This is a genomic window from Bacillus sp. JK106 (genome assembly GCF_053663355.1).
In genome coordinates this window covers 988,277-1,004,141 of sequence record NZ_JBSJQC010000001.1, presented here as the reverse complement: position 1 = coordinate 1,004,141, position 15,865 = coordinate 988,277, and the positions used below count along the sequence as shown (strand labels likewise).

The 15,865-nt window shown below is 46.4% G+C and carries 17 protein-coding genes; 11 read left to right on the top strand and 6 right to left on the bottom strand.

Translation table 11 applies throughout. The features are described from left to right. The first annotated feature begins 9 nt into the window (after positions 1-9). Positions 10-246, top strand: coding sequence for a DUF378 domain-containing protein (locus ACWJJS_RS05205; protein ID WP_003152104.1), 237 nt, complete (start codon positions 10-12; stop codon positions 244-246). 46 nt (positions 247-292) lie between these two features. Here the strand turns inward: ACWJJS_RS05205 and yugI are convergent, their stop codons facing one another. From yugI to ACWJJS_RS05190, 3 genes are all read right to left on the bottom strand, one after another. Next, positions 293-685, bottom strand: a complete 393-nt coding sequence (gene yugI / locus ACWJJS_RS05200; protein WP_003152102.1) for a S1 domain-containing post-transcriptional regulator GSP13 — start codon at positions 683-685, stop codon at positions 293-295. Positions 686-880: 195 nt separating this feature from the next. Further along, positions 881-2,050 carry an aminotransferase gene (locus ACWJJS_RS05195; RefSeq protein ID WP_003152100.1) on the bottom strand — a complete coding sequence of 390 codons (1,170 nt, stop codon included), beginning with the start codon at positions 2,048-2,050 and terminating at the stop codon, positions 881-883. Then, on the bottom strand, positions 2,051-2,551 hold the full coding sequence (locus ACWJJS_RS05190) for an Lrp/AsnC family transcriptional regulator (protein ID WP_003152098.1): 501 nt from the start codon (positions 2,549-2,551) through the stop codon (positions 2,051-2,053). Positions 2,552-2,703: 152 nt separating this feature from the next. Between ACWJJS_RS05190 and ACWJJS_RS05185 the strand changes: the two genes are divergently transcribed. Next, entirely contained in the window at positions 2,704-3,525 is an 822-nt protein-coding gene (locus ACWJJS_RS05185) for an alpha/beta fold hydrolase (RefSeq protein ID WP_003152096.1), read from the top strand. Between the two features lie 24 nt (positions 3,526-3,549). On the opposite strand, the gene ACWJJS_RS05180 is transcribed toward ACWJJS_RS05185, so the two are convergent. Further along, positions 3,550-3,810, bottom strand: coding sequence for a DUF1871 family protein (locus tag ACWJJS_RS05180; RefSeq protein ID WP_003152094.1), 261 nt, complete (start codon positions 3,808-3,810; stop codon positions 3,550-3,552). A gap of 86 nt (positions 3,811-3,896) precedes the next feature. On the opposite strand from ACWJJS_RS05180, the gene ACWJJS_RS05175 reads away from it, so the two are divergent. The 3 genes from ACWJJS_RS05175 (at position 3,897) to ACWJJS_RS05165 (ending at position 6,900) form a co-directional block, all read left to right on the top strand. Then, positions 3,897-5,060, top strand: a complete 1,164-nt coding sequence (locus ACWJJS_RS05175; RefSeq protein ID WP_077722758.1) for a MalY/PatB family protein — start codon at positions 3,897-3,899, stop codon at positions 5,058-5,060. 122 nt (positions 5,061-5,182) lie between these two features. Further along, positions 5,183-6,466: an ATP-binding protein gene (locus tag ACWJJS_RS05170; RefSeq protein ID WP_454023375.1), complete on the top strand. Its 1,284-nt coding sequence runs from the start codon at positions 5,183-5,185 to the stop codon at positions 6,464-6,466. A 47-nt stretch (positions 6,467-6,513) separates the two neighbouring features. After that, complete coding sequence (locus ACWJJS_RS05165; RefSeq protein ID WP_003152087.1) at positions 6,514-6,900, top strand: kinase-associated lipoprotein B; 387 nt, start codon at positions 6,514-6,516, stop codon at positions 6,898-6,900. A gap of 24 nt (positions 6,901-6,924) precedes the next feature. Here ACWJJS_RS05165 and kapD read toward each other — a convergent pair whose 3' ends face one another. Continuing rightward, the gene (kapD, locus tag ACWJJS_RS05160; RefSeq protein WP_003152084.1) at positions 6,925-7,542 is read right to left on the bottom strand and encodes a 3'-5' exonuclease KapD; all 618 of its coding nucleotides are present in this window, start codon (positions 7,540-7,542) and stop codon (positions 6,925-6,927) included. Between the two features lie 150 nt (positions 7,543-7,692). Between kapD and ACWJJS_RS05155 the strand changes: the two genes are divergently transcribed. The 3 genes from ACWJJS_RS05155 (at position 7,693) to ACWJJS_RS05145 (ending at position 11,336) form a co-directional block, all read left to right on the top strand. Then, entirely contained in the window at positions 7,693-8,937 is a 1,245-nt protein-coding gene (locus ACWJJS_RS05155; RefSeq protein WP_229154426.1) for a multidrug efflux MFS transporter, read from the top strand. A gap of 89 nt (positions 8,938-9,026) precedes the next feature. Further along, the gene (locus ACWJJS_RS05150) at positions 9,027-10,901 is read left to right on the top strand and encodes a transglycosylase domain-containing protein (RefSeq protein ID WP_014305709.1); all 1,875 of its coding nucleotides are present in this window, start codon (positions 9,027-9,029) and stop codon (positions 10,899-10,901) included. A gap of 21 nt (positions 10,902-10,922) precedes the next feature. Then, positions 10,923-11,336 (top strand): thiol-disulfide oxidoreductase DCC family protein, encoded by a 414-nt coding sequence (locus ACWJJS_RS05145; RefSeq protein WP_003152080.1) that lies wholly within the window; start codon positions 10,923-10,925, stop codon positions 11,334-11,336. Positions 11,337-11,350: 14 nt separating this feature from the next. Here ACWJJS_RS05145 and ACWJJS_RS05140 read toward each other — a convergent pair whose 3' ends face one another. Continuing rightward, positions 11,351-11,908, bottom strand: coding sequence for a YufK family protein (locus ACWJJS_RS05140; RefSeq protein WP_007408662.1), 558 nt, complete (start codon positions 11,906-11,908; stop codon positions 11,351-11,353). Between the two features lie 174 nt (positions 11,909-12,082). Between ACWJJS_RS05140 and malK the strand changes: the two genes are divergently transcribed. The 3 genes from malK to ACWJJS_RS05125 all read left to right on the top strand — a co-directional run bounded on the left by malK (position 12,083) and on the right by ACWJJS_RS05125 (position 15,858). Next, positions 12,083-13,684, top strand: a complete 1,602-nt coding sequence (malK, locus tag ACWJJS_RS05135) for a malate sensor histidine kinase MalK (protein WP_015387789.1) — start codon at positions 12,083-12,085, stop codon at positions 13,682-13,684. Further along, complete coding sequence (locus ACWJJS_RS05130) at positions 13,677-14,384, top strand: response regulator (RefSeq protein WP_003152077.1); 708 nt, start codon at positions 13,677-13,679, stop codon at positions 14,382-14,384. Before malK ends, ACWJJS_RS05130 begins: the two co-directional genes overlap by 8 nt. Before the next feature lie 400 nt (positions 14,385-14,784). Then, positions 14,785-15,858 carry a BMP family lipoprotein gene (locus ACWJJS_RS05125; protein WP_179156117.1) on the top strand — a complete coding sequence of 358 codons (1,074 nt, stop codon included), beginning with the start codon at positions 14,785-14,787 and terminating at the stop codon, positions 15,856-15,858. Positions 15,859-15,865: the final 7 nt, after the last annotated feature.

Here is a 15,865-nt window from a genome sequence, read left to right as displayed (position 1 = left end):
GTTGTTTACATGAGTGTTATTCAGCGTATCTGTCTCGTATTAACGATTATCGGCGCTATTAACTGGGGACTGATCGGATTTTTCCAATTTGATTTAGTAGCAGCCATCTTCGGCGGCCAAGGATCAGCTCTGTCGCGGATTATTTACGGTCTTGTTGGCATCGCCGGTCTGATCAATCTCGGCCTGCTGTTTAAGCCGAACGAAGAAACATCCCGCGAGGAAGCGGCAAATCCGGAAGTCAGATAAACATAAAAAAAGCACCGAACATACATATCCGGTGCTTTTTTTATGTTTATTTTTTGATAAGGTCTTTGCGGTTGGACTGTTCGATCCACTCTTCAAGCTTATCTTTCAATGTGTTGAAACCTTGCGGAGCAGATGTTTCTTCAGAAACTTGTGCCGCTTTCGGTTTTCTTGGTTTGCTTTCTTTTCTTTCAGGCGCCGCTTGAGTCGCACGGATAGAAAGGCTGATTTTGCCTTTTTCTTCGTCAACTGCAAGTACTTTTACTTGTACTTCGTCACCGATTGAAAGGTGTTCGTTAATGTCTTTTACGAAACCGTGAGTGACTTCAGAAATGTGAACAAGTCCTTGAGTTTCTTCATCTAATGCAACAAACGCACCATACGCTTGTAATCCTGTTACTTTACCAGTGTAAACACTGCCCACTTCAAATTTTGCTGCCATTCATAACAACTCCTAAGTTAAATTAAATACAGATTATACGCAATTTAAAATTATATCATACAAGTTTGTTTTTCGCAAAGAGAACTTTTTTACATGATCATGTTTAAGCACAGATAAAGGGGGTATACTATGATTACGAAGGCTTTCTAGTATTCCCCCCTTTTATTTGGATGCGAACCGGGTTCGTATCTTTTTTTATGCCCTTTTTTCAACAAACCGTTTGATTCTGACGAGCGCTTCCTGAATCTGCTCAATGGATGTCGCATAGGAACATCTGATGTAGCCTTCGCCGCTCGGGCCGAATACATTCCCCGGAACGACGGCTACTTTTTCTTCAATGAGCAGCTGTTCCGCGAATTCTTCTGAACTCATGCCGGTCGATTGAATGGAAGGAAAGGCGTAAAACGCTCCGCCGGGGTGGTGGCAGCCGAGTCCGATCTCGTTCAATGTTTCCACAATCAGGTTTCGGCGTCTCCGATAGCTTTTTTTCATTCTTTCGACGTCTTCCTGACCGTTTTTCAGCCCTTCAAGCGCCGCGTACTGAGCCATGGAAGGCGCACACATCATCGCGTGCTGATGAATTTTGAGCATGGCATCCCTGATCACGGGAGGCGCCGCCGTAAATCCGAGTCTCCATCCCGTCATGGCAAATGCTTTGGAGAAACCTGAAATCAAAATCGTCCGCTCCTTCATGCCGCGGATGGCCCCCATGCTCGTGAATGGCTCATCATACGTCAGCTCGGCATAAATTTCATCGGCAAGCACGATCAAGTCGTGTTTTTCAGCGAAAGCAGCGATGGATTCAAGCTCTTCTTTCGAATAGACGGAACCAGTCGGATTTGACGGCGAGCATAGAAGCAGCGCTTTTGTTTTGTCCGTCAGGGCCGCTTCAAAATCGGCTGCTGATGCTTTGAAACCTTTTGCAGCTACAGTCTGAATCGGCACCGGCTTCGCCCCCGTCAGCGTCACGAGTGATTCATATGCGACAAAACACGGTTCGGGAATTAACATTTCCTCTCCGGGATTCATAATGGCGCGGACAGCGAGATCAAGCGCCTGGCTTGCCCCTACCGTAACGATCAGTTCACTGTCAGGCGAATAACTCAGGCCGAACCGCTGATCTAAATAGCGGCTGATTTCTTCTCTCAGTTCATAAAGACCCGCATTTGCCGTATAAGCCGTATAACCCTGTTCTAAAGAAAGAATACTCGCTTCCCTCACGTTCCAGGCCGTCACAAAGTCAGGCTCTCCCACTCCCAGTGAAATGACGCCTTCCATCGTAGCAGCCAGATCAAAGAATTTGCGGATGCCTGACGGTTTAATCTGCTGCACGTAGTCAGATAAATAAGAAGTCTTCGTTTCCATTTACGGAGACACCACGATTCTTTTGTCATCGTCTCCGCTTTCAAAGACTTTGCCGTCATGCTTATATTTTTTCAGGATGAAGTGCGTTGTCGTGGAAACGACGGACTCAAGGGTGGACAATTTTTCAGACACGAAGCTTGCCACGTCTGACATCGTGTTGCCGCGGATGACGACAGATAAGTCATACACCCCTGACATCAGGTACACTGATTCAACTTCCTGGAATCTGTATATCCGTTCAGCGACTTCATCAAAGCCGACATTTCGTTTCGGAGTGACTTTTACGTCAATCATCGCCGTGACGCCTTCCAGCCCGTCGACTTTGCGCCAGTCGATCATCGCCGCATAATCAATGATGACTTTTTCCTTTTCAAGCTTTTCAATGATGCTTTTGACTTCTTCGGCGGGAATGTTCGCCATTTTCGCGATCGTTTCCGCATCAACGCGGCTGTTTTCGTCTAAAATTTCTAATATTTCTGTTTCTTTTTCGGTCAGCTTCATACGTTTCACACCTTTGCATTATCAAAAATCTTCATGACATTATATCACGATTTTCGACAAATGCTAAGAAAAACCCGAAAGAAACCAGAGCTAAAATCTGACAATCAAAAAAGCCTTTACATTACAACAAAGAAAGGACGGCGAAGGCTCTCATGGAAGCTGTTTCACCGATTAAACGGGCCGCGATAGACGGAGTTGAGCTGTATTACGAGCATTATGAAAATCCCGGCAGACAGACACTCGTCTGCGTACACGGTTTTTTATCTTCGGCATTCAGCTTCAGAAAACTGATCCCGCTGCTCAGAAACCATTATGATATTATCGCCGTTGACCTGCCTCCTTTCGGGCAATCGGAAAAGTCAAGGACTTTCGTATATACTTACGCAAACCTCGCCAAGCTTCTGATCGGACTTCTGGAAAAGCTCGGTATCAGCCGGGCCGCACTCATCGGCCATTCGATGGGCGGCCAGATTTCCTTATCCGCGTCTCTTCTCAGACCCGAGCTTTTTTCTAAAATCGTCCTGCTGTGCAGCTCGGGGTATTTAAAGCGCTCGCACCCGTCGATTATATTCGGGACGCACCTCCCTTGTTTTGACCTGTATCTTAAGTATTGGCTTTCAAAAGACGGTGTGCTGAAAAACCTGTTAAATGTCGTGCACGACCGGACGCTTATCGATCAGGAAATGATTGACGGTTACGAAAAACCATTTACAGACCGCCAGATTTTCAAAGCGATGACAAGGTTCATCAGACACAGGGAGGGCGATTTAGAGCCCGAGGATTTGAAGAAAGTGCAAAACCCCGCTCTTTTAATATGGGGAGAAGAAGACCGGGTCGTTCCGGTCTCAGTCGGAAAACGGCTTCATGACGACCTGCCGGATTCCATTCTGTATTCACTCAAGGATACGGGACACCTCGTACCCGAAGAGCGCCCGGAGTTTGTTTCGGAGCGGATTTTTGAATTTATTCAATAAAAAAACCGGCGGAACCGCCGGTTTTTAAGGGGTGCAGGAGCTGCTTTCTTTTATGAACAGAAGCTGCTCGGCGGCCTTTTGGCAGCCTTCGATCGGAAGCTTTTGCTCAAATGAAGCTTCAAAGATATCCTGAATGGCTGCTGCCAGCTTGTCGGCACGGTCTTCACTGTAGACGGCCTGAACGATGTCGACGGCTTCTGTCTCATAAAAATCTTCTCCATATTTAAACGGGTCCCACTTGGCAATGATTTTCATCATTTCCATGACCGCTTGGCTTTCTTCCATTTTCATCACCGCTTATAATAAAGTTTGCAAATCTATTTTATCATAGATACGCTGTGCAAAATAATGATACTACAGGAGTGACATACATGAACTTTGATCTTCGAGAAAACCGTCTTGGCACACAATCGGTGAAATGGGACAAGGCGGAAGCGTTATTCGGCGTATCGGATGCACTTCCGATGTGGGTTGCCGATATGGATTTCCGCGCTCCCGAAGCGGTCACTGACGCCTTAAAAGCCCGCCTTGACCACGGCATATTCGGTTATACGTCTCCTGACGAAAACACAAGAGAAGCTGTCGCTTCATGGCTTGAGACACGGCACGGCTACCGGCCCGATCCCGCAAGCATCACGTTCAGTCCCGGAGTTGTCACGGCAATCAGTATGGCAGTACAAGCCTTTACCGAACCGGGCGATCCGGTGTTGATTCAATCACCGGTGTATACGCCTTTTTATCAGATGATCAAGGAAAACAAACGGCAGGTTTTACATAACCCATTACGGGAAGAAAACGGCGTCTACTGCATGGATTTTGAGGATCTTGAGAAAAAGCTGAACGATTCTGAGGTCAAGCTGATGATTCTTTGTAATCCCCACAATCCGTCCGGCAGAGCGTGGAGCCGGGATGAACTTATGAAGCTCGGGTCGCTGTGCGCCGCCCATAACGTCACCGTCGTTTCTGACGAGATACATTCCGACTTGATGCTGTACGGAAAGCCGCATACGCCTTTTGCTTCTCTGTCTGAGGAGTTTGCGCGGATTTCCGTTACTTGTGTCGCGCCGAGCAAGACGTTTAATATTGCCGGCATTCAGGCATCCGCCATTATCATTCCCGACCGTTATAAGCGGGCGAAATTCTCCGCCGCATTGCATCAGAACGGGATTTCCAGCCTCAACACATTTGCGGTTGCAGCAATCGAAGCGGCTTATACAAAGGGAGGCCCTTGGCTTGACGCGCTGATTCCTTACATTGAAGGGAATATGAAATTGGCTGAGGACTTTTTAAGAAAAGAATTGCCGAAAGTCCGCATGATGAAACCTGACGCTTCCTATTTGATCTGGATGGATTTCAGCGGATACGGATTTTCGGATGCCGAGCTCAAAGAAAGAATGCTCAAAAAAGGGAAAATCATATTAGAGCCGGGAACGAAATACGGACCGGGCGGCGAAGGATTTATGAGACTTAATGTCGGCTGTTCAGCCGCAACCGTAAAAGAAGGGCTTGAGAGAATGAAAGCAGCGCTCGCTTAGCAGCGGAAAGAACGCCTTTATCAGACGAGATAAGGGCGTTCGCTTTAGAGAAATATATACTTTTTTTGCCGGTAAAGATGTTATAATAGATTCATATTTACATAGGAAAGGATTTCGCATAAATGGAGATTGTAAAGGATTACCTGCTTCACTTCTCTTTTATTTTATTCCCTATTTTTCTTTATCAAGTCTTCTGGCTCAGCAAGCCCGATTTGCTTGTACCGAGAGCGAACCGCCTGCTGGTCGCCGTATTTGCAGCGTCATCTTCATTATTATGTACGGCTTTTCCCATCCAGGAGCTTCATTCCGTCCGTTACGGTTTGCAGCTGATTCCCATTATCGTCTGCCTGCTTTATTCCGGTACCGCAGCAGGACTTGCCGCAGGGGTGGCATCCGTTTTTTTTCAGCTCATATGGTTTGAACCTTCCGCTCTTTTTTTCTTATCCTTAATTCCTTTTTTAATCATCATCCCTATCCAGCTCCAAACGAAATGGCCTTTTTTCTCAAAGCGGAAGAAACTGCTTTTCGCTCTTCTCATCGGCTGCACTGAAACCGCCTTATTAACCGCATCTGTCTTCATCTATTCCGCGACCAATATTTTCAATTTTCAAAATCTATCTTCCGTTTATTATGAGGCGGCAGTATCCGTTTTTTTTCAAGTCAGCGCCCTTTTGCTGTGCATTTATTTGATTGAGATCATCGATGAGAATGCGTCCATGCGGGCAAGGCTGATTCACTCAGAAAAAATGGCCGTCGTCAGCGAGCTTGCGGCAAGCGTCGCCCATGAAGTCCGCAATCCGCTTACGGTCGTCAGAGGTTTTGTGCAGCTGCTGTTCAGCGGCGAGCAGCTTCAGGACAAATCCCACTCCGGATATCAGAAACTTGTGCTGTCCGAACTCGACCGGGCTCAGACGATCATTACGAATTATCTCGATATGGCGAAGCAGGATGACTATGAAAAAGAAAAGTTTGATATTTCTCTGCTCGTAAAGGAAACAGGTTCCTTAATGGAGTCTTATGCCAATTTTAAATCGGTGACCGTGACTGTTCAAAGCGAGCCTGATTTATATGTGTTCGGCGATGTAAAAAAACTGAAACAGGCCTTCATTAATCTGATTAAAAACAGTATTGAAGCCGTGCCCTCTGAAAACGGCCGAATCGAGGTCTCCGTCCAAAAACAGGAAGAGATGATTCTCATTCAGATTACGGATAACGGAATCGGCATGTCCGATGAAGAACTGCAGAAACTCGGCAAACCGTATTATACGCTGAAAACGAACGGCACCGGGCTCGGGCTTACCGTGACATTCTCGATTATTCAGCATCATGAAGGCTCCGTCTATTTCACCAGCGGCGAGTACTCGGGCACAACGGCTTCAGTCAGGCTTCCGGCAGCTGTTCACTAGCCAATCGCGTTGATCTTTTATAGAATAACTAGAGAGAGGTGAACGCTATGAATTCGTTTGAAATCGGCACAATCGTAAAAGGGTTTTATAAAACAGGAGCATACATAGGGGAAGTGACAGACGTCAGGCCCAATCACTATTTAGTGAAAATTAAAGCCGTTCTGACGCATCCCGCTCAAGGAGATCTTCATCATCCGAAGCAGGCGGATGTTCCGTTCTTTCATGAAAGAAGAGCGCTTGCATTCGGGGAACAGACAAACATACCGCATCAGATGGTCAAACCGTTTGATGGCGAAGTTCCTGATTATACGGCTTCCTTACAAGCGGCGTCTGCCCGGCTGAAAGATCAGCTTACAGCGGACGGCTCAGAATGGGCGGAACGTTCGCTCGCCAACTTGGCCGCGTTAGAGCGTGACTATTTTAAAAGAACTTGACCCAGTCGGCATGATTGGGTTTTTTTATGTGGCCCGGCGAAACAGTTCAGTCAGATCGACGCGATCACCGATCGTCGGAGGTTTCGGTTTTTCAAGATATTGTTTATCCCGCTCGACAAGCTTGAATAATTTGTATGTCGTCCGCGCATCATCCAGCGCTTTGTGATGCGTGCCCGTTCCTTTATCGCCATACTCTTCCGCCGCTTTCCAAAGGCCGGTCAATGTTCTGTCGCCGAAGAAGTTTTTGTATTCAAGGGACAGATCCCGAAGTTCTCCTTTGAACGGAAAAGGGATGTGGTTAAACATGCAATTTTGCTTTAACACTTTCATATCCATATTGCCCCAGGTGACGATCGTGCAGTTTTTATCAGGATCAAGCTCATTTAATTTGCGGATGAATTCATTAAACGTGATTCCGCCGTCCACGTCTTTTTGGGTGATGTTCAGAAAGGTTTTGCATCGTTTCGTCAGCTTTGGAAATTTTTTCGGTTTGATATAACTCGAAAACGTTTCAGTCACTTCATCATTCACCGTCTTGACAATCCCCGCTTCAATAATCTCAGGAAAGAAATTTTGCGGGCTGTATTTTCCGTCAGGCATCGTAAATTCAAAATCAATAATGAGCAGACTGCGCTGATCCACTTTTTTACACCTGCCTTTCCTCCGATCAAAAATGATATTTTATGATAGTATATCAGTTTCCCCTCTGAAACTTTCTTCATTTTCTAAAAATAATGAATTTTCCTATATCCGCATCGAAAATACAAATACCGGATTCATTCCTATATACTAATGATTAGACACACGAAAATTAAAGAAGGTGATGTTATTTCTGTCCGTAAGAAGAACTTCGTCGTCATTTGGATTACAAATTTCTTTATTTCCGCCAGCATGACCATGATTGTTCCGTTTCTTTCGTTATATATCGAAACGATCAGCCCCCATTCGGGCGGGTATGTGCAGAGATGGAGCGGGTATGTGTTCGGCGTCACGTTTTTAATGGCGTTTGTGATTTCCCCGTTTTGGGGCAGATTCGGCGATAAGCACGGCTACAAAAAAATTCTTTTGATTACAGGCACCGGCATTGCCGTCAGCATTTTATTAATGGGGTTTGTAACATCGGTTTATCAGCTGTTTGTCCTGCGGCTGCTTATGGGCCTTGTAACAGGCTTTGTTCCGACATCGCTTGCCATGATTTCGGCGCAGACGCCGAAAGAGACTGCCGGGAAAACGCTCGGCACGCTGCAGATGGGTCAGGTGTCAGGCACTTTATTCGGACCGATGCTGGGCGGGCTGCTCGCTGACAGCTTCGGGTTTACGTACACATTTTTTATTACGTCTTTTGTTATTTTCGTATCCGTGCTTCTCGTTTTATTTCAGGTGAATGAGCAGCCGCTCGGCGAGAAACAAAACAAGCGGAAAACCTATTCCAGAAAACAGGTGCTCTCCTATATTTTTCACCAGCCCGCGCTTTGGGCGATGATGGTGCTTACCATGATCGTGCAGACCGGCAATTTCAGCATCCAGCCGCTGCTCGCTTTATATGTCAATGAGCTGCACGGACCTGTTAATTTAGCCTTTTTCTCCGGAATGGCGTTTTCAGCGACCGGACTCGGAAGCTTATTGCTTGCCCGGAAATGGGGGGACTTCGGCGACCGCTTCGGCCACAGCCGGATCTTAATCGTGCTTTTGATTGCATCAGCGGTGTTTTTCATTCCGCAGGCGCTCGCCTCCTCCCTCTCCATTCTGTTAGTCTTCAGATTTCTGTTCGGCATGGTCATGGGCGGCACGCTCCCCTGCATTACGGCCGCGATCCGCGTCAGGGCGCCGGGCAGCATCCAGGGAGAGGTGCTCGGCTATAACGTCAGCTTTCGTTTTCTCGGAAACGTGCTCGGCCCTCTGCTCGGAGGTGCGGTCTCAAGCGGTTTTTCTATTTCGGCTGCTTTCTACGTCACCGCCTTTCTCTTTTTAATAGGCGCGGGGCTTTTATGGATGGCGGGACATCTGCAAAAGGATACAGCGTCAAATGCGGGCTGACCGGCAGCGATCACGATTTCTTCTAAATTTAACCTTCTCGTATTCTTAAAAGAATGATACGATATGGCTAGAAATCAGGAGAAAAGAGAGTGACCATGGTACGTAAAATAATCGGATGGATTTTGCTGCTCGGCATTATCCCGTTGTGTGCATTTACAGTTATTGCTTCCGGCAAAGAGGTAAAACAAATCAAGCCTTTTGATCAGGTGCTCGATAAACATATTGACTTAAAAGCGATCAACCTGGTTCAAAACAGTTACATGTATGACAGGGACGGAAGCCTTGTTTCTGAGATTGTCAGCGATCATGAGAACCGCGTGATCGTGCCCTTTAATAAAATACCGAATGAGGTAAAACAGCTGTTTTTAACCTCTGAAGACCGCCATTTTTATGAGCATAAAGGGTTTGACTTTATGGGGATGGTCAGGGCGGCCGCCTCCAATTTCAAAGATCATAAAATTGACCAGGGCGCCAGCACCATCACCCAGCAGCTGGCAAGGAATGTGTATTTAAGCCATGAACGCACCTTCAGCCGAAAACTGACGGAGCTGGCCTATTCCTATCAGCTTGAGAAAAAATACAGCAAAGATGAGATTTTAGAAGGCTACTTAAATACAATTTATTTTAATAACGGCGTATACGGTGTCGGTTCGGCGGCACAATTTTATTTCAGCAAGCCGCTGAAATCTCTCACTTTGGGAGAGATGGCCTTTATCTGCGCCATCCCTAATAACCCTACATTATATGATCCTCTCAAGCATTTTGATTATACGAAAAAACGACAAGTCAGATTGCTTAACGGATTGAAAAAAGCAGGCGTTATATCCGGGAAACAGCTGAAAAAAGCCGAAAAGGAAAAGATCAAGCTTGATATAAACGAAAAAACAAATAAATATCCTGACTATGTTTCCTATGTAAATGATGAATTCACACAGCTTGTTTCCTCATCCGAAGGCTATGACAAACGTCTTGAAAAAGCTTCCGGAAAGGCGAAACAAAAAATACAGAGTGAGCTTTCCGACAGAGTCAGCACATTGTTAAAAGACGGCGTGAAGATTTATACGGCGCTGAATCCGTATATGCAAAACCAGGTCGTCGCCCAAGTGAATCAAAATCTGCCGTATGCAGGCGTCCAGGGCGGAGCGGCCGTGATTAATCATCAGACACATCAGATTATCGCGCTTTCAGGCGGGAAAGATTATCATAAATATGATTTCAACCGCGCCTATCAAGCATACAGACAGCCCGGTTCATCCATTAAGCCGCTGCTTGATTACGGACCTTACATTGAAAAGACCGGCGCAACGCCGCACAGCAAGATTGACGCAAGCAAATTCTGCAGTGCGGATTACTGCCCGCAGAACTATAATAACCGCACGTATGGCACGGTTACCCTGGAAACGGCGTTTAAATACTCGTACAACACACCGGCCATCAGAATCATGGACCGCGTCGGCGTTAATAAGGCGTTCAGCTACCTTGAACCGTTTCATTTCGCGAAGCTGGTCAGCGCGGATTACCGTCTGCCTGCGGCGCTGGGCGGTTTTACAAACGGCATGACGCCGCTTGAAATGACCAATGCGTACACCACGTTCGGCAACAACGGCGTTTATACGCCGAGTCACGCGATTACAAAAGTGACTGATTTAAAAGGAAAAACGATATTAAAATGGAAAGATGAGCCGGCGCAGGTATTCAGCGTGCGGACCAACATGCAGATCAAAGAAATGATGAAAGCCGTCGTCAAAAGCGGAACAGGAAAGAAAGCGAACTTTAAAGCTCCGTACGTCGGCGGAAAATCAGGAACGTCAAATGACTATCACGATATGTGGTTTGTCGGCCTGACGGATGCTTATACGATGGGGGTATGGGTCGGCAAGGATACACCGTCAAGCGTCGAATACCTTCATGACGCAAGCCCTCAGCTTTCGATCTGGAAAAACACGCTGCAGGCAGCTTATTAAAGATAACGGAGGGGATCCGCTTTGAAACCAGCTCAGCTTCCGGACCGCGTGCTTTTGTTTGACGGCGTCTGCAACTTATGCAGCGGCGCCGTTCAATTCATCATTAAACGCGATCCGGCCGGCAAAATCTCATTTGCATCATTGCAATCAGATACCGCCCGGGAGCTTTTGGCATCAGAAGGACTTCCGACAGAACAATTTGACAGCATGATTTTTATCGAAAACGGGCGGATATACAAAAAATCCGCAGCCGTGTTAAAGGTTTCGCGTCATCTCCGCGGAGCCTGGCGGCTGTCAGCAATTTTTTTCGCAGTGCCCCGCCCCCTCAGGGACAGAGCCTATTCTTTCATCGCCCGGCGCCGTTACAAATGGTTCGGAAAAAGGGAAGCATGCATGCTCCCCTCCCCTGAGATCAAAAACAGATTTCTGTCTTAACAAAAATGGCTAGCTTACACAGGTAAGCTAGCCATTATGCTATTATAAAGCTTGATAAAGATGTACAAAATACCGATAACAAAAGTAAACCAAAACAGAATCTCAAGCAATATAAAACCGATCAGCGAAACGATCGAGAGTGTCGAATAGATTCTGTACACCATGAAAATCAAATAAACGAGCGTAACAACGGCAAATAACGCCGCAATCCAAAAACCATTCTGCACGAGCGCAAAGGAAAGAATTCCTCCGCCTACATAAATTAAAGAGCCTAATCTGATTTTTTTCAGATTGTCCCCTTCAGGGTCATTTGTGAAAAACAAAAGAGACAGCTCTGTCACTGTGTTTGCAATCAGCTTCAAAGCCGAAAAAAGCATAAAATACACAAGGGCGAACGCTGCAAAAAGCGCCAGTCTGATCCCTTTCTCAGAGAAATAATCCAGCATCCCCTGATACATGCCGAGCGTCTGAAGTATCTTCATGACATAAAGCGAGGTAGAAATGGATAATGACGAACTAAAAAGCAGAATCGCAACGAGCGGAAAATAACCCGTCCAATAAGTATTTTTCATATAAAAAGTCCCTTTCTGTAATCTACCTCACTTATTATGGAGGACTTAAAACACATTGACAAGATAAAAAATTCCATTTTTCCTCACTTTTACGAAATAAGGGCCTGATCTTCACAAACAGGCTTTTTCGGAGTAAAGTAGAACGCGGGAATGATAAACGTAAGGAAGGCTGTTATGAAAAAAACATTAAAATTGCAAACCCGATTAACGATATTCGTCTGTATTGTCGTCCTTATCGCACTTTGTATCACCTTTTTCACGATCAGCGTCCAGACCGCAGACCGCGTGAAAGAAGAAGAACGGACAACCGCGCTGCGCACCGCAAAGCTGGTCGCGGAAACACCGAGTGTCGCGCAGGCATTGCAAACAAGAAAAGGGCTGAAAGAGCTCCGGAATTATACACTGGATGTCCAGCATACGACAGGAACCGAATTTGTCGTGGTGATGGATATGAACAGCATCCGCCTCACCCACCCCGACGCAAATAAAATCGGGAAGAAATTCACCGGCGGAGACGAACAGCCGGCGTTGCACGGCCATATCAAAACGAGCACATCAGCGGGAACTCTCGGAAAATCCATGAGAGCCTTCGTACCGATCTATGGAAAAGATAAAAAACAAGTGGGCGTCGTTTCGGTCGGAATTTCGCTTAACAAAATACAGGATGTCGTCAGCCACAGTTTGAGACCGCTTTATTTCATCATCTGCGTAAGTATTTTTGTCGGCGTAATCGGAGCCGTGATTGTCGCCCGCACCGTCAAAAACATTATGTACGGTCTTGAGCCTTATGAAATCGCCACCCTCCTGGAAGAGCGGAGCGCCATGCTCGAATCAACGAAGGAAGGCATCCTGGCGGTTGACGCGCGGGGAAAAATAAAGCTTGCCAATGCAGAGGCGAAACGGCTTTTTATTAAAATGGGTATTCCGACTAATCCGGTCGATCAAGATGTGAACGATATTCTCCCGAAAAGCCGACTGAAACAGGTGATTGAAACGAAAAAACCGCTTCAGGACAGAGATATCCGCATTAACGGACTTGAGCTGGTATTTAATGAAGTTCCGATTCATCTGAAAGGACAAACCGTCGGAGCGATCGCCACGTTCAGAGACAAAACGGAGGTCAAACATTTAGCAGAACAGCTGTCCGGTGTTAAAATGTATGCAAACGCATTAAGAGCCCAGTCTCATGAATTCATGAATAAGCTTCATGTCATTTTAGGGCTTGTCCAGTTAAAAGAATACGATGATCTCGGCACTTACATTAAAGACATTGCCATTCAGCAGAAGACGGAAACAAGCGAGATTATAAGTGATGTCAAAAGTCCGGTTCTCGCAGGGTTTCTTCTGGGAAAACAAAGCTACATACGCGAGCAGGGCGCTGATCTGGACATTCAGCTCGGCAGCCTGATTCCGAATGCGGCGGATCCGGCCGTCATCCATGAGCTCATTACGATTATCGGAAACCTGTTAAACAACGCGCTCGACGCGGTGGCGCAGATGCCGAAAAAAAACATTACGTGCTCGATGCGGTTTCAGGATCGCCAGCTTGATATAGAGATTACGGACACGGGAGCCGGAATGTCTGCGGCAGACCAAGCCCGTATTTTTGAACAAGGTTATTCCACGAAAGGGACAAACCGGGGGTTCGGCCTCTATTTCACCCAGCAGGCAACAGAAAATTTAAAAGGCCATATGATTGTGACAAGTGAAAAGAATGAAGGAACGACTTTCAGTCTTCGCATTCCGTATGAACCGAAGGAGGAAAATGATGATTAATGTACTCATAGTTGAAGACGACCCCATGGTGGGTGAATTAAATAAGCGCTATCTCAGCCAGATTGAAGGATTTCAGCTGAAAGGGATCGCATCATCCTTTCAAAGCGCGCTGCACGTGCTGAGCGAGCATCATATCGATCTCATCCTTCTTGACATTTACATGCCGGGAAAAAACGGGCTTGAGCTTTTAACGGAAATCCGCAAGCAGAATGAATCGGTTGATGTCATCGTCATTTCGGCCGCAAGCGAGCTGGACGTCATTAAAAAAACGCTTCGGTACGGCGCCGTCGATTATTTAATCAAACCATTTGAATTTGACCGCTTTCAAACCGCTCTTTCCGACTACAGACGCAAGCAGAAAGTTTATCAATCACACAGAAGCATGACACAGAAAGAATTGGATGCCGAGCTTTTTCAAAAGAAAGAAGCGGCGGAAAAGGTTCACCTTCCGAAGGGATTGACAAAGAGCACGCTTAAACTCATCTGGGCGAGCATTGAGTCTTTCGGCGACGGCTCTTTTACCACGGAAGATCTCGCCAAGCATACTGAAATCTCGCAAGTCTCCATCCGGAAATACCTTAAATTTCTGGAAGACATACAAGTGCTGAATGTAGAGATGGCGTACGGCACGATCGGCAGACCCGTCTTTCAATATCATATCAACACCGGCAATGTCAGCAGCATCAAACAATATTTATAATGTCAAAAAGCGCCGTTTCGCTGTGAACGGTGCTTTTTGACTGTCATATCCCGTGACAAAAGGCTTGAGATTCCTTTTTGATATGCTATATAAGGATAATGACCCGGCTGATCCTCCTCTGTTTTATCCAGATGAGGAAGCCGATTCATAAAATTATATTTTTTAAAAAATAAGCAAATTTCTATTTATTTATGGCGGGTAAAATGATAAATTATGATTGGTTAGCAGATCTTTTCAGATAAGTCATAAGTCCCGAACCCGGAAGAGACAGCCGCTCAAGGCGGGAAAAAGAGAGACGTCTCATCATTATTATCAGAAAGTTTTTTCGATTCTGCATCCGGCACGGGGACTCAAGTCTGAATTGAACGGCACAGCCATATTTTACAGGGGGGTTATATCTTTGAAAAAACGCAAAATCGGAATGGCGATGGCGCTCATTGCAGCGGCCGGAACCATATTAAGCGCATGCGGTTCAAGTGACAAAGCAAACGGCTCCGGCAGCAAAAACTTTACCGTCGGCATGGTAACGGATATCGGCGGTGTTGATGACAAATCATTTAACCAGTCCGCCTGGGAAGGCATCCAGGCATTCGGAAAAGACAACGGGCTTACAAAAGGCAAAAGCGGTTTTGACTATCTTCAATCAAAATCAGATGCAGATTATACAACGAACTTAAATAAATTAGCGCGGGAACACTTTGACCTGATTTACGGCGTCGGGTATCTGATGCAGGATTCCATCAGCGAAATCGCCGATCAGCGCAAAGACACAAATTTTGCGATCATTGACGCCGTTGTCAAAAAAGACAACGTGGCGAGCCTTACATTTAAGGAGCAGGAAGGTTCATTCCTCGTGGGAGCGGCCGCTGCGCTATCGAGCAAAACGGGAAAAGTCGGATTCGTGGGCGGAATGGAGTCCGAATTGATCAAAAAATTTGAAATCGGCTTCCGCGCGGGTGTACAAGCCGCAAATCCGAAAGCGACCGTCGAAGTGAAATATGCGGGCGGGTTTGACAAAGCCGATGTCGGCAAGGCGACGGCTGAAAGCATGTACAAATCAGGCGTTGACGTCATTTATCACGCGGCCGGCGCAACGGGAACGGGCGTCTTCACAGAAGCGAAAAATCTGAAAAAAGAAGATCCGAAGCGGAACGTATGGGTTATCGGTGTCGATAAAGACCAGTATGCGGAAGGCCAAGTCAAAGGAACAAAAGACAATGTCACTCTCACATCAATGGTCAAAAAAGTGGATACTGCCGTGGAGGACTTAACGAAAAAAGCGAGCGACGGTAAATTCCCGGGCGGCAAAACATTAACATACGGTTTGGCGCAAGATGCAGTCGGCATCTCGGATCACAAGGAGAACCTTTCTGACGATGTCATCAAAGCAACAGACGATTGGAAGAAGAAAATCGCGGACGGACTCGTGATCCCTTCAACTGAAAAAGAATTGAAATCCTTCAAGGCTGAGTAAGAACCAG

What these genes read in the sequence shown, in the direction of transcription:
- ACWJJS_RS05205 (WP_003152104.1), top strand. Translation starts at nt 10, where the DNA reads ATGAGTGTTATTCAGCGTATCTGTCTCGTATTAACGATTATCGGCGCT.
- yugI (WP_003152102.1), bottom strand. Translation starts at nt 685, where the DNA reads ATGGCAGCAAAATTTGAAGTGGGCAGTGTTTACACTGGTAAAGTAACA.
- ACWJJS_RS05195 (WP_003152100.1), bottom strand. Translation starts at nt 2,050, where the DNA reads ATGGAAACGAAGACTTCTTATTTATCTGACTACGTGCAGCAGATTAAA.
- ACWJJS_RS05190 (WP_003152098.1), bottom strand. Translation starts at nt 2,551, where the DNA reads ATGAAGCTGACCGAAAAAGAAACAGAAATATTAGAAATTTTAGACGAA.
- ACWJJS_RS05185 (WP_003152096.1), top strand. Translation starts at nt 2,704, where the DNA reads ATGGAAGCTGTTTCACCGATTAAACGGGCCGCGATAGACGGAGTTGAG.
- ACWJJS_RS05180 (WP_003152094.1), bottom strand. Translation starts at nt 3,810, where the DNA reads ATGGAAGAAAGCCAAGCGGTCATGGAAATGATGAAAATCATTGCCAAG.
- ACWJJS_RS05175 (WP_077722758.1), top strand. Translation starts at nt 3,897, where the DNA reads ATGAACTTTGATCTTCGAGAAAACCGTCTTGGCACACAATCGGTGAAA.
- ACWJJS_RS05170 (WP_454023375.1), top strand. Translation starts at nt 5,183, where the DNA reads ATGGAGATTGTAAAGGATTACCTGCTTCACTTCTCTTTTATTTTATTC.
- ACWJJS_RS05165 (WP_003152087.1), top strand. Translation starts at nt 6,514, where the DNA reads ATGAATTCGTTTGAAATCGGCACAATCGTAAAAGGGTTTTATAAAACA.
- ACWJJS_RS05155 (WP_229154426.1), top strand. Translation starts at nt 7,693, where the DNA reads ATGATTAGACACACGAAAATTAAAGAAGGTGATGTTATTTCTGTCCGT.
- ACWJJS_RS05140 (WP_007408662.1), bottom strand. Translation starts at nt 11,908, where the DNA reads ATGAAAAATACTTATTGGACGGGTTATTTTCCGCTCGTTGCGATTCTG.
- malK (WP_015387789.1), top strand. Translation starts at nt 12,083, where the DNA reads ATGAAAAAAACATTAAAATTGCAAACCCGATTAACGATATTCGTCTGT.
- ACWJJS_RS05130 (WP_003152077.1), top strand. Translation starts at nt 13,677, where the DNA reads ATGATTAATGTACTCATAGTTGAAGACGACCCCATGGTGGGTGAATTA.